This window comes from Streptomyces sp. NPDC050759 (genome assembly GCF_044456945.1).
Classification (GTDB): domain Bacteria; phylum Actinomycetota; class Actinomycetes; order Streptomycetales; family Streptomycetaceae; genus Streptomyces.
The window spans coordinates 59,913-72,649 of the sequence record NZ_JBITGI010000032.1 but is presented as its reverse complement, the minus strand read 5'-3'; the positions used below and the strand labels follow the sequence as shown (position 1 = coordinate 72,649).

Here is a 12,737-nt window from a genome sequence, read left to right as displayed (position 1 = left end):
TCGCGAGGCCATCAGAGACGTACTGTTCGCGGCGGCGAGCTTGAGCCGGATGTAGGGGCGGGCGGGGGGCTCGTCGGCCGCTGCGGGCCGGTGGGGGCTGGTCGCGGGGGGGGGGGGGGCGCCCCCCCGGGGGGGGGGGGGGGGCGGCGCCCCCCCCCCCCCCCCCCCCCCCCCCCCCGACCCGGGTGCGGCGCGGGCGGCTGCGCATACAGCGGCGACGGCCTTCGGTGAGGCCGGGAAGCCGCGCTCCACAAGACCTCCTCGGCTCGCGCGCAGGCGCTGTCCAGAGTGATCTGTGACACCGCTGTGACCGGAGGTGTGGGCTCCGCCACAGCCCACGAGGGCGTCCCCCTGGTGTGGTGGGCGGATGTCCACCGCCTCCCGCACAGCCCCCGCCGTCCTCGCCGCTGCTCTGCTGCTCGCCGCCTGCGGCTCCCAGAGCGTCTCGCCGGGCGGAGGTGCCGGCGGCGGCCCGGTCCGGGCCGAGGCACTGTGCCCGTCGGACATCTCCCGGTACGGCAACCCGTCGTCCTCAGCACCGTCCGTTCGTCCCTCCGGCACACCGACCGCGCTGCCCCTGCCCACCGTCGGAGGTACGGCCGAGGACGGCGTCAAAATCACCGCGCTGTACGCCTGGGGCCCGGAGAGCGGATGCGCCGGAGTCGCCTACAGCGCGGACTTCGAGCTGACCAACAGGCAGACGGAGACCGCCACGTACACGCTGACCTTCGGTTTCCTCTCGGCCTCCGGAGGCGCGGTCGACAACGCGGAACACACCGTCGAGGCGGTCGGACAGGGGCGGACCGTCAAGGGCACCGTCGTCATGGGAGAGCCGGTCGGGAACGCACCCGAGGTGACGGGCATAGAGGTGATCAAGACACGTAGCGTCCCAGAAGCCGAGGCGCCGTCCACCTCGGGCACGTGCCCCAAATCGGGCATGCGCGTCTACGCCGACCAAGGGGACGCGGCCATGGGGCTGCGCGTCGTCGGCCTGCACCTGGTCAACTGCGGCACCGAGTCCCTTCAGCTCAACGGCTACCCCAAGCTCACGATCCAGGACGAGGACCACCATGCCGTGGACGGCGTACGGATCCTCCAGGGGACCGATCAGATCAGTACCGGCCTCGGTGGGGACGGCAGACCGCAGCCGGTCGTCCTGCGCCCGGGTGAGGCTGCGTTGGCCCAACTGGCATGGCGGAACACCACCCAGGCCGGCGCACCGGTCAACGCTCCGTACGTCCGTGTATGGGCCACGCCCGCAGCCGATCCCGTGACGGTGACACCGGAACTCGACCTCGGGACGACCGGAAAACTCGGTGTCGGTCCGTGGCGGAAGGACGAGACACACCGGGAACCGGCCGGCACCACCGCGCGTCCGTGATCGCGCTCCTGACCCTGATCGCGTGTGCGCTCGTCGTCTACCTGCTCGCGCATCCCCGTACGGCATCCGGGATCAAGGTCGTCCTCCTCACCGCGCCCCCGGTGGCAGGAGTCATCTGGCTTCTGGAGGAGGTGTACAGGAGGTCGTTCACCGCCGTGGCCGTCGCCGCGGTGTTCGTTGTCGCACTCATCGCGCTGATCGGACTCCTCGGCCACCCCCGCCTGCCGATCTGGACGAAGATGCTCGTGTTCGGCACGGTTCCGGTGGCAGCGGTGGCCTGGCTGCTGGTCGTCACGGCGGACGACACGATCAAGGACCCCGGCGAGGACCCGTGCTCCATGTACTACGGGGGCGTCGGCGTCTCGAAGGCGTTTCCCCCACAGGCGTACTGCCGCTACGAGGACGGCAGCACCCACGATCTCGCGACCGGCACCCAGTTCGTGTTCTGGGTCTGCTTCACCATCAGCCTGGTGCTGCTGTCGATGGGTCTGTGGCAGGCCGTACGGGACCCGAGAACGCTCGTGCGACAGTTCCGCTCCGGGCTGACCCAGTCCCCCTGAGGAACCCGTCGGATGAAGCGACTTGGCCGGTGCTCCGCACAGAGATCATGATGGGGGAATGCCTGACGACCGATCATCCGGGGCACCGCCCGTGGTGCGGCTCCCCCGGTACACAAAGGCGGACCTGGAGGAGATCCTTGGCAACGGCGATGACCCCTTCGGTGTCGACTCGGCCGGCCTGACCTGGCTGCCCAAAGAAGAACACTTCGGAATCAGACACGAAGACCGGCTCGTGGCACACGCCGGCCTCCTACGACTGCCTGTCGCGATCGGTGACGCCGAGACAGAGGTGATGGGAGTCGGCGGGGTGGCCGTCGCGCCCGGCATGCGAGGTCGCGGGCTGGCTCGGCTCGTCGTCACAGCTGCCCTGGAGCACGCCCGCACGACGGGTCCTCAGCATGCACTGCTGTTCTGCCGCCCTCCTCTCGTGCCGCTCTACCGTCGCCTCGGATGGCACCCGCTCGATACGGACGTACGTGTCGAACAACCCGGGGACCGCCTGGTGACCATGCCGCTGCGGACCATGGTGACGCCTCTGCGAGACGGTGCCCACTGGCCCTCAGGGCCAGTACGGCTGTTCTCGCTCCCTATGTGACGCAGGCTGCCCGCCACAGTGGGGGTGCCGGAGCTCACAGCGGCTGCGGGACGGGGGCGGGGAACAACCGGAGCTGGTTGGCCGTTCGTTCATATGTGGCTGGTGGAGGGGACAGTGTCCCCGGGCCTCACCTATAGCCCATGGGGACGATCGTTCGGCTGAAGCCCCATGGAGCCTTTCGCCGAGAGGCGACCGCCCTCCGCCCGTCACCGCACACGGCCCCGGCTGGTCTCCCCCGTCCAGCCGGGGCTTTCGTGTGTCGCAGAGTCAGCGCGGCCACGTCGGAGCACCGTCGGTTTCCCCCACCGCCTTTCACACGAGGTGAAGCGTGCTCAGGGCCGTGGTCCAGTCGGTGACGATCGCCTGCTGTGCGGCGGCGAGGGTGACGGTGCCCTTGCAGACCGCGGTGTGCAGCTTCGTTTCCACCGGGTCCTTCGCGTTGTTGACCCCGGAGCCCTTCCTGTGGCCGGGGTCGGCCGGCTCGACCCACAGGTTGCGGTAGTCGTTGGGGTCGCCGCCCAACTGCAGGCTGATCAGGTGGTCGTACTCGGCATCTCCCATGCGTCCGGTGAAGCCGTAGGAGGCGGCGTTGAGCTTTTTCTCTTTGCCTGTCACGTACGTGGAAGGGCGTATCCCGGAGGTGTAGCCGCCTTTGCGGCATATCGTCGAGGCGAGGTTCTTCTGCGTGACTGCCGGGGATATCGCGCCCGGTGTGCAGGTCGGATCCTCCAGCGGTTCCCCCTTGAGATACCGGTAGTGGCAGGAGCCTGCGGCCGGTTGCTTTTGCACCGTGTAGTGCTTCTGCGGTCCGGCCCCCACCGCGATCGCCCGCCCCGAGCCGGCCGGCGCTCCGGTCATCGGGCTCTGCGTGCCGGACGACGTCGACGTGCCGAGGGAGACGGGTGAACAGCCCGCCAGCAGCAGACTGGTGAGCAGGACGGGTGGCACGGTACGGCGGGCAGAAAGCATGACGGTCCCTCACAGGCAGACGGTGGCACAGTGGCTGAGCAGATGCTCCTCCATGCCGATGTCCTGCCACCGGGCGGGGTCCGGCTTCACCGTCCAGTGCGTCGCCGCGCCCTCGGGTGAGGTCGACGGCCGCTCTTGGAACCACCTGCCGGATCGTGCCTCGGTGGGGCTCTGCCCCCGCTACGGCTGCGTCACCGTCGCCGGTCCCGCCCGGGCACCCCTCCCCCTGTCGACAGGGCCCTTACGGACCGTGTGACCTCGTCGCGGAGGTCGTCGAGGCTGTGGTCGGGGCCGAGGACCATGCGCCGCAGCTGGGGCATGCCGATGCTCCAGCCGGTCAGGGCGAGGGTGAAGAACACACGGGTCCGCGCGTCGCCGTCCGCGCCGCCGGATTCTGCGGCGTCGATCTTGTCCTGGTAGTGACGGGTGCGGGCCTCTTCCGCCGGGACGGGCTGGTCGCCGATCTCCAGGGCCTCCCACATCACCAGCCGCAGGGCCTCGGGGTGGGCGCGGTGGTAGTCGAAGAGGCGCTCGGCATAGCCGGGCAGGTCGTCGCTGGGCGGGACGGCTTCGGCGAGGTCGGCCAGCGTGCGTTCGACGACGACGGCGAAGAGCTTGTTCTTGTCGCCGAAGTAGTCGTAGATCGCGCGCTTGTTGGCCTTGGCCGCGGCGGCGATACGGTCCACCCGGGCGCCGGCGACCCCGTGTGCGGCGAATTCCGTGGTGGCCGCCGCGAGGATGCGTTCTTTGGTCGCCGTGGAGTCGTATGCCATGCGTCCGAGGGTAACGAACTGGTTCGTTTGACTCGTTCAAGGCGTGCGTGTCACGCTCGATGACCGAACCATCCAGTTCGTTCGGTTGGAGCTGAGTCAATGACCCGCAAGCTGCCTCTCCTGATGGCGCTGGCCTGTGGCGTCGGCGTGGCAAACGTCTACTTCCCGCAGGCCCTGACCCCCCTCATCGCCGACGGTCTCGGCGTCACGCCGGCCACGGCGGCGATCGTGGCGACGGTGACCCAGCTCGGTTACGCCGTCGGGATCTTTCTGCTGGTGCCCCTCGGCGACCGACTCCCCCGCCGCCCTCTGATCACCGGCCTGCTCGCGACGACCGGTGCCGCCCTCCTCGTCGCCGGTCTCGCCCCGGCCACCGGCCTCCTGCTGGCAGCGGGTGCCGTGGTGGGCGTGGCGACCGTGGTTCCACAGCTCCTGCTGCCCATGGCCGCGGGACTGGTCGAGTCCGACCGGCGCGGCAGTGTGATCGGCACCCTCCAGGCGGGCCTGATCGGCGGCATCCTGCTGGCCCGCACCTTCGGCGGTGTACTCGGCGAGCACCTGGGCTGGCGCGCCCCCTATCTCGTCGCCGCCGTGCTGACCGGGCTGCTGGCCGTCGTCCTCGGTCTCACCCTGCCGGGCAACGCCCCGGCCGTGCACGACAGCTACCCGACTCTGCTCGCCGACACCGTGCGGATGCTGCGCGGCGAGCGGGAGCTACGGCGATCCGTGCTCTTCCAGGTCACCCTCTTCGGCGGATTCAGCGCGGCCTGGACCGCGCTGGCCCTGCTCATCACCGGACCCCTCTACGGCATGGGCACCCAGGCCGTGGGGCTGCTGGCGCTGATCGGGGCGGGCAGCATGTTCTGCGCCCCCGCGGCCGGACGCTGGGTGGACCGGCTCGGCGCCGACCGGGTGAACCTGTGGTGCATCCTGGCCGCCCTCGCCGCGGCGGCGGTGCTCACCGCCGGCTCGCTGGGCGGAGTGGTGGGGCTGGTGGCGCTCGCGGTCGGACTGCTCCTGCTGGACGTGGCGGTGCAGTGCGGTCAGGTCGCCAACCAGGCCCGTATCTTCGCGCTGCGCCCCGAGGCCCGCAGCCGCCTCAACACCGGCTACATGACCTGTGCGTTCCTCGGCGGCAGCGCCGGGTCATGGCTCGGCACCCGCGCCTACGTCCAACTGGGCTGGGGTGCCGTGTGTGCCCTCATCGCCCTTGCCGCGGTCCTCGCCCTCGCCGCGTACCTGACCGGTCGCCGCGGGCAGCGCAGCGACCGGGAGCCCCGGCCTCAGTTGGCCGACCTGCCGCGGTGAGCAGTCACCGTCAGGCACCGAGGCGGTAGATCGTCCGGTCGAAAGAGGCCGAGGCCGCACCGTGCGGAGAGCGCCGACTCGGCACGGTGCGGCGGTCGGTGCGGCCGGCTCAGCCGGCGTTGAAGCGGTAGGACCCCGCAAAGGCCCGGTAGACCTTGTACGGCGCACCGCCCGAGGTGTCGTCACGTAGGTGGGTGACGCCCCGGGGCGCGGTGACGGGCTTGTTCTGGGTGGGGACCCAGATCTCGGCCTCGGTGTTGTACGGGATGGTCACCGCGAGGTCGATCCGGCCGTCCTGGCGGCGCCGCCACTGCGAGGACACCTTGCCGCGCACGGTGTCGATCGAGGCGCTGACATGGTCGAGGAGCGCCGGCGACAGGTCGGTGTCCTCGGTGTTCTCCGGGACCCGGCTGTTGACCGCGGCCGCGGGGACGTACGGGCGGATGCGCAGCGTCTCGTAGGCGGTCGAGGTCGGTCTGATGCCGGCCAGGCTCTGGTAGAACCAGGTGGCCACGTTGGAGCGGTAGTGGTGGTCGACCGAGAGCCGGTCGGTCCACTGCTCCCACAGCGAGGTGGCGCCCTTGGCGATCTGGTGGACGTAGCCGGGTACGCCGGTCTGGGTGACGGCCTTCAGCGCGATGTCCGTATAGCCGTACTCGCTCAGGATGTTGAACTCGTAGCGCGAGCCGTACATGTCGTTCTGGATGTGCTGTCCGGCGGCCGTGATGCGGTCGGCGAGCAGCTTGGCGAGGGCCTTCTTGTTCTCGGCGAGCGGCTTGGTGCCGGCCAGGTACCGGGGATCGCCGGGGTCGAGGTCGGAGCCGGGGACCAGATCGAAGGCAATGGCCATGGCGTTCTCGCTGGAGATGCTGCCCTGGGCGAAGTACCCCTGTGACGTGTCCCAGTAGTCGGCGATGAACGCCTTGCGCAGGGTGCGCGCCAACTGGGCGTAGTGGTCGGCTCGTTCGGTTCGGCCCAGCCTGCGGCCGACCTCGTCCATGTAGTCGCAGAAGTGGATGTAGAAGGCGAGGCTGATGACGGCGTTGCTGCCGGGCGGTTCGGCGCCGGAGTAGGCGCCGAGCGAGGCCTCGAACTTGTAGCCGTTCTCGGCGGTGAAGAGCGTCTCGTAGTACTTCAGGAGCGTGTCCTGGTGGTCGTACAGCTCGGCGAAGAGGCTGCTGTTGCCGTAGTACGTGTACAGCTCCCTCGGGATGACGAAGTACGCCGAGTCCCAGGCGGGGACCGCCTTCCATGCGGCGTTCCAGCCGGGGGTGCGGTCGTAGCCGTATCCGCCCTTGGCGATCGGGACGAACATGGGCAGCTGGCCGGTGGAGATCTGCGTGTCCGGGAAGTGGCGCAGATAGTTGGTGAGAACGGCGTTGACGTCCCAGGTGAGGGATTCGGACTCGGAGCTGGCCATGGCGTCGCCGGTCCAGCCGTTCTTCTCGCGGGACGGCGTGTCGGTGGGCTTCTGTACGAGGTTGTTCTGCTCGGCCCACTCCAGGTTGCGCTGGAGGCGGTTGAGCAGGGCGTTGTCGGTGGTGAAGGTGCCGGTGCGGGGGAAGCCGGTGCGGGCGACGCCGACGGTCAGGACGTCCGCGTCCCGGGTGAGGTCGGGGGTCCGGCCGAGGACGGTCTCGAGGTTCATGACCTCCAGGTAGCGGAAGCCGAAGTGGCTGAACTGCTGTTCCCAGGTCTGCGTCGGCCGGCGGCCCAGCGTGTAGTAGTGCGTCTGGAGATTGGCGTCGTGCTGGAAGTTCTCCTCCTCCACGGAGAACGGGGAGGCGGCTGTGCCGTCGCCGCCGCTGATGCGGTTGCCACCACGGATACGAAGGGTAAGGCCCTCCTTGTCGGAGCGGACGCCGGTGAGGGACAGCCGGACGAGGCCGGTCATGATCTGGCCGTAGTCCAGGACCCAGACGCCCGAGCCGGGGGCCGTCTCGGTGAGCGATATCGGCCGCAGTGTCTGGTTGACCAGCACGGGTTCCGCCTCGTGGGCGCGTACGGTCGCCGGTCGGAAGCCGTCGGGGATCGTCGTGGCGGGGAGTGCGCCGTGGTACGCGGGGGACGGTCCGGAGCAACTGCCCGGCGGGATCAGCACGGTGGCCGGACGCCAGTCGCGGCCGGTGCGGTGGCCGGCCGAGCGCCACTCCCCCAACGTGTCGGCGCGGCGGGCGTCGTACTTCTCTCCCGAGTAGACCGAGTCGAAGGTCGTGGGGCCGTCCGCGGTGAGCCAGTCGTTGTCGGTGACGAGGGTGGTGGCGGAGCCGTCGGTGTACGTCACGACGAGCTTCGCGCGCAGGCGGGGCGCGCCGCTGTAGGGGGCGAGCTGCCAGTACCACTCCTGAGGGGTCGTCAGCCCGTACCAGCCACGGCCGAGTTCGGCGGCGACGACGTTCTCGCGGCCGTCTCGGAGCAGCGCGGTGACGTCGAAGGTGTCGTAGAGGACGGTGCGGTCGTAGGTGCTCTGGTCGGTCAGGAGGCGGGGCACGTTGGTGTGGTCGCGGGTCGCCCGCTTGCCGTCGACGGTGAGGGGGTCGCCGTTGACGGTGAAGGTGACGTTTCCGGCGGCGCTCAGGTGCAGGCGGGCCCGGGAGACGCGGCGGCCGCGGGGCAGGGTGAAGGCGCGGCGCAGCAGCGGTGCCGGGTTGGCGATGGGGAGAATCGCGTTCTTGGCCGGGATGTAGGGGTTCTTCGGCGGGAAGCTCAGGCCCGAGAGCGTGCCGATGCCGGCCTCGAACGGGTTCGCGCCGGTGGTGAGGTTGACGGCGAAGTCGGGGGCGCCGGTGCCGGTCACCTTGACGTTGCGGATGGTGGCGCTGGTGCCGCCGGCGAAGCCGAAGCTGCCGTGGCGGCGGATCTGGTCGCCGGTGAGGGTGCGGCTGTCGACCGCGACGCCGTTGACCGTGGTGGTGACGGTGAGGCCCACGGCCTTGACCTGGACGGTGTGGTCGCGGGTGGCCCAGGTGTTCGTGGTCAGGCCGGTCGAGGCGGGAAGGGTGGCCGTCGCGACGGGGACGGTGCGGGTGCCTGCGGTGGTGGGGTTGGTCTCGCTCTGGGGGTCGTAGTGGTTCACGCCCCAGTCGGGCTCGGAGGTGCCGTCGTCGATCCAGGTGTTGCCGGCGTAGTGGCGGGTCACCATGACCAGCTGCATGTCTTCGGCGCTCTGCCTGATGGTCCAGTTCAGGCCTTCGCCCCAGGTCTTGCCGATGGGTTCGGCGCGCAACAGCAGGGACAGTCCGGCGGTGGGGTCTGCGCCGCCGCGGAAGACGACGGTCGAGGTGAGGTCCCGCCAGTCGTGGTCCTGGGGTTGGCGCCCTCCGATCCACTGCGCACCCGACCAGCCCTTGTCGCCCTTCGCCAGTCCGGTCTCCCACCTCGCGGGCTCACTCCACGGGCCGGGGGTGCCCTTCTCGTCCCAGGTCCGCACCCGCCAGAAGTACGCCCGCTCCGCCGCCAGAGCCCCGCCGCCGTAGGCGACCGCGGTGCTGTTGGAGCTCGCCACCTTGCCGCTGCGCCAGACGTCCGCGGTGCCGGGGCCGGTGCCGACCCGGATCTCGTACGCGCTCTGCCTGGCGACCGGGGGCGCCCAGCTGAAGGCCGGCTCGGTCTCGGTACCCAGCGGCTCGGTGCGGGAGTTGACCTGCAGCCCGGCCGGTGCGGCAGCCTTTCCGCCGGCCGCCCGGGCATGCGGCGCGGCGGCGAGTGGGAGTGAGGCTCCGGCCGCCGCCGCGGTCATGATGCCGATCATGTGCCGACGGCTCAGGGCACTTCTGTTGTCCTCGTCCACGGACGTTCCTTTCGTGAGCAAAGGAATTGAAACGATTCAATACCTTCCAAGTGGAAAGCTTACGAATGGTGCGGGCGAAGCACAATGGTTGGTGACGACCGGCGGCATCAACGCCGCGGCCTCGGATCCTCCTTGCCCCGGCTCTTGGCTGAACGCGGATACGCCATGGCGACCATCGAGTACCGCTCCTCCGAGGTTGCCGTCTGGCCTTCAACTGCACGACGCCCAGGCTGGCTTGGGCCACCTGCACGGTGGGGCAGCTCGTCCGGCGCACGGTGGCGGACGATGCCCCCGACCGATCTGCTCCGGCTCGATGAGGACGCCCTGTCCGGTGGAATACTGGGCGTAGATCCCTCCGGTGCGGCGTGGGGTCTCGGACCGCTGTCGGACCGGGCCGCCGCGGTCGAGACCGGCCCGGCCCGGCCGAATCACCCACGGGTGCCGCCCTTGCTCCTTCTACACCGTGTCGCCGACCTGCTCATCGCCCCTGCCCCGAGCCGCCGCCTCCACGACAGCCTGGTCCCCGCGGGCGCCGAGCCCATCTGCTGCTGGTGCACGGCGCCGACCACGGCCTTATCACCACCGGCCTGGGAACTGAACCGTTCCTGTGGACTGAGCGGGAGTGAGTCCGTTCGGCCGCGCGCCCCGAACGGTCTTGGGCGAGCTGGTCCCCGGCGTACTCGACCCGGGGCGGCGACACGCCTCCTGTGCGCGGTCCGAGGCCGGGAGGCCCCCCGGCCGGAGGCCGCTGATGGACACACTCCCCGCCTATGTGACGAGGGACAATCCTGGGGACGCGGGTCGATCACCTCGCGGCGGCGGCGCGGCAGCCTCCGGCGGCTCAGGCCGGGTTGCGGCCGATGAAGAACTCGCGGAACGGGTCCGTGGTCGGTTCGAGACCGGCGTCGACGAGTCCCTTGCGCAGGGCGTTCATCTGGGCGTCGTGGATGCGTTGGGTGGGCATGCGCAGCGGGCCGCCGTTGTAGCCCTGGAGCCAGCCCTGGAACTTCCATGCCTGGCGGTTGATGAACGCCCCGCCGTGCAGAGCCGGCGCGAGGCCCCCCTTGATCTTGCGCGCCGGATGGAGCTGCCAGTAGATGTCGGCGGCGTCGTCGTACTTGCCCTCCCGCAGGAGCTGGAAGACGCGCGGGATCATCGGGCCATAGTAATCGTGGTCGCTGGTGGCGGAGAACTGGAGGGGCATGATCTGCGACAGCGGGATCAACTCCCCCTCGATGGGCATCGAGATGACGACCTCGTCACCGAAGTGACGGTGGCACTCGATGACGCTCTGGATGCTGGGGAAGCCGCCCTCGGCCTTGATGGCGACGATGTTGGGGCAGTCGTCGAGCAGGCGCCGGATCAGGCGTACGGGGATGTCGGAGGGGTGGATGCGCGGGCTGAAGCCCCACAGGTACATCGGGAAGAGCATGACGCCGAGGTTCGTCGCGTCGCAGACGGCCTTGGTGTAGTCGTAGATCTCCTGCTCGGACTCGGGGTAGAAGTTCGGCGGGTACGACAGCAGCACCAGCTCGGCGCCCGCCTCCTCCGCGCCCTTCACGGCCTCGATGTTCTGTTCCAGGTTGTTCCAGCTGGCGTGGTGGGTGAGCAGCAGCCGGTCGCCGGCCTCGTCCTTGATGATGCGCAGGAAGTCCAGGTACTCGGGGAGCTGGATGGAGACTTCCGAGACGCCGAGGGTGCCCATGAAGCCGTGCTCGATGGCGAGGCGGGTGTCGTGGCGGATCGCCTTCTCGTTGATCGCCGTCAGGTCGGCCGTGAAGGACGGGATCGTGCAGTTGACGACGCCGACGAGGTTCTCGCGTGCCCAGTCTCGGGCTTCGGCGCGGGTGTAGCGGGCCATGGTGTGCTCCTAGCGGGGTGATCAGCCGGATTCGGGGGCGGAGGCGAGGGTCTTCGCGCCTTCCCAGGCGAGGTACTTGAGCTCCAGGAACTCGTCGAGGCCGTAGACCGAGCCCTCACGGCCGATGCCGGACTGCTTGACTCCTCCGAAGGGGGCGGTCTCGTTGGAGATCAGGCCGGTGTTGATGCCGACCATGCCGGCCTCCAGGGCGGCGGCGACGCGCCAGATGCGCTCGGCGTCCTTGGCGAACAGGTAGGCGGCGAGGCCGAATTCGGTGTCGTTGGCCATGCGGACCGCGTCGCTCTCGTCGGTGAACCGCAGCAACGGGGTCACCGGACCGAAGGTCTCCTCACGGGTGACGGCCATGGCGTCGGTGACGCCGGTCAGCACGGTCGGCTCGTAGAAGAGGCCGCCCCGTGGGTGGCGCCTGCCGCCGTGCAGGACCACGGCCCCGTGGGCGACGGCGTCGGCGACGTGGGACTCCACCTTCGCCACCGCGTCCTCGTCGATGAGCGGGCCCTGCTGGACGCCCTCGTCGAAGCCGTCGCCGACAGCCAGGGCGCCCACCCGCTCGGCGAGTCTCTTCGCGAACGCGTCGTGGATCCCGTCCTGTACGTAGACGCGGTTGGCGCTGATGCACGCCTGGCCGGTGTTGCGGTACTTGGTGGCGATCAGGCCCTCGACCGCCTCGTCGAGGTCGGCGTCGTCGAAGACGAGAAGGGGCGCGTTGCCGCCCAGCTCCATCGACGTCTTTTTCACGGTCTGCGCCGCCTGGGCCAGCAGCAGCCGGCCTACCTCGGTGGAGCCCGTGAAGGTGATCTTGCGGACCAGTGGGTTGCCCGTCAGCTCGGGGCCGATCTCGCGCGGGTCACCGGTGATCACGTTGAACACGCCCGCCGGGATGCCCGCCCGGTCGGCGAGTTCGGCGAGTGCCAGGGCCGTCAGCGGGGTCTGCTCGGCGGGCTTGAGGACCATCGTGCAGCCCGCGGCCAGTGCGGGCCCCGCCTTGCGGGTGATCATCGCTGCGGGGAAGTTCCACGGGGTGATCGCCGCGCACACACCGACCGGCTCCTTCAGGACGACGATCCTGCGCGAGGGCTCCGGCGCCTCCATGACGTCACCGCGGATGCGCTTGGCCTCCTCGGCGAACCACTCCAGGAAAGACGCCGCGTACGCGACCTCGCCGACGGCCTCCGGATAGGGCTTGCCCTCCTCGAGCACGATCAGCCGGGCAAGGTCCTCCGCATGCTCGGTGGCCAGGTCGAACCAGCGCCGCAGCAGCCGGGACCGTTCCTTGGCCGGGCGGGCCCGCCAGCCCGGCAGTGCGCGGTGCGCCGCCTCGATCGCCGCGGTGGTCTGCGCGGCGTCGAGGAACGGCACCTCGGCCAGCAGGTCGCCGGTGGACGGATTGTGTACGGCGAGGGTGGCGTCGGTGGTGATCCAGGTGCCGTCGACGTACGCGGCGCTCTTCAGCAGGGACGGGGCGTCGAGTTCTCTGCG

Annotated in this window: 9 protein-coding genes; 4 read left to right on the top strand and 5 right to left on the bottom strand. The window is 70.0% G+C overall.

Translation table 11 applies throughout. The annotated features are described in order from the left end of the window. Nucleotides 1-367 precede the first annotated feature (367 nt). From ACIBJB_RS46790 to ACIBJB_RS46780, 3 genes are read left to right on the top strand one after another with little or no spacing between them, the layout of a single operon-like run. Nucleotides 368-1,381 (top strand): DUF4232 domain-containing protein, encoded by a 1,014-nt coding sequence (locus tag ACIBJB_RS46790; RefSeq protein ID WP_398940265.1) that lies wholly within the window; start codon nt 368-370, stop codon nt 1,379-1,381. Further along, nucleotides 1,378-1,941 carry a hypothetical protein gene (locus tag ACIBJB_RS46785; protein WP_398940264.1) on the top strand — a complete coding sequence of 188 codons (564 nt, stop codon included), beginning with the start codon at nt 1,378-1,380 and terminating at the stop codon, nt 1,939-1,941. Before ACIBJB_RS46790 ends, ACIBJB_RS46785 begins: the two co-directional genes overlap by 4 nt. A gap of 58 nt (nt 1,942-1,999) precedes the next feature. Then, a complete protein-coding gene (locus ACIBJB_RS46780; RefSeq protein ID WP_398940263.1) occupies nt 2,000-2,536 on the top strand; it encodes a GNAT family N-acetyltransferase in 537 nt (178 codons plus the stop codon). Between the two features lie 312 nt (nt 2,537-2,848). Here ACIBJB_RS46780 and ACIBJB_RS46775 read toward each other — a convergent pair whose 3' ends face one another. Together ACIBJB_RS46775 and ACIBJB_RS46770 are read right to left on the bottom strand one after the other, a co-directional pair. Then, nucleotides 2,849-3,505: a hypothetical protein gene (locus tag ACIBJB_RS46775; protein WP_398940262.1), complete on the bottom strand. Its 657-nt coding sequence runs from the start codon at nt 3,503-3,505 to the stop codon at nt 2,849-2,851. A gap of 191 nt (nt 3,506-3,696) precedes the next feature. Next, nucleotides 3,697-4,278 carry a TetR family transcriptional regulator gene (locus tag ACIBJB_RS46770; RefSeq protein WP_398940261.1) on the bottom strand — a complete coding sequence of 194 codons (582 nt, stop codon included), beginning with the start codon at nt 4,276-4,278 and terminating at the stop codon, nt 3,697-3,699. Between the two features lie 99 nt (nt 4,279-4,377). Here ACIBJB_RS46770 and ACIBJB_RS46765 point away from each other — a divergent pair, with 99 nt between their 5' ends. Further along, a complete protein-coding gene (locus tag ACIBJB_RS46765; protein WP_398940260.1) occupies nt 4,378-5,586 on the top strand; it encodes an MFS transporter in 1,209 nt (402 codons plus the stop codon). Nucleotides 5,587-5,695: 109 nt separating this feature from the next. Here the strand turns inward: ACIBJB_RS46765 and ACIBJB_RS46760 are convergent, their stop codons facing one another. The 3 genes from ACIBJB_RS46760 to ACIBJB_RS46750 all read right to left on the bottom strand — a co-directional run bounded on the left by ACIBJB_RS46760 (nt 5,696) and on the right by ACIBJB_RS46750 (nt 12,710). Further along, on the bottom strand, nt 5,696-9,376 hold the full coding sequence (locus tag ACIBJB_RS46760) for a family 78 glycoside hydrolase catalytic domain (RefSeq protein WP_398940259.1): 3,681 nt from the start codon (nt 9,374-9,376) through the stop codon (nt 5,696-5,698). An 841-nt stretch (nt 9,377-10,217) separates the two neighbouring features. After that, entirely contained in the window at nt 10,218-11,237 is a 1,020-nt protein-coding gene (locus ACIBJB_RS46755; protein WP_398940258.1) for a dihydrodipicolinate synthase family protein, read from the bottom strand. 21 nt (nt 11,238-11,258) lie between these two features. Beyond that, a complete protein-coding gene (locus tag ACIBJB_RS46750; protein ID WP_398940268.1) occupies nt 11,259-12,710 on the bottom strand; it encodes an NAD-dependent succinate-semialdehyde dehydrogenase in 1,452 nt (483 codons plus the stop codon). Between the last annotated feature and the right edge of the window lie 27 nt (nt 12,711-12,737).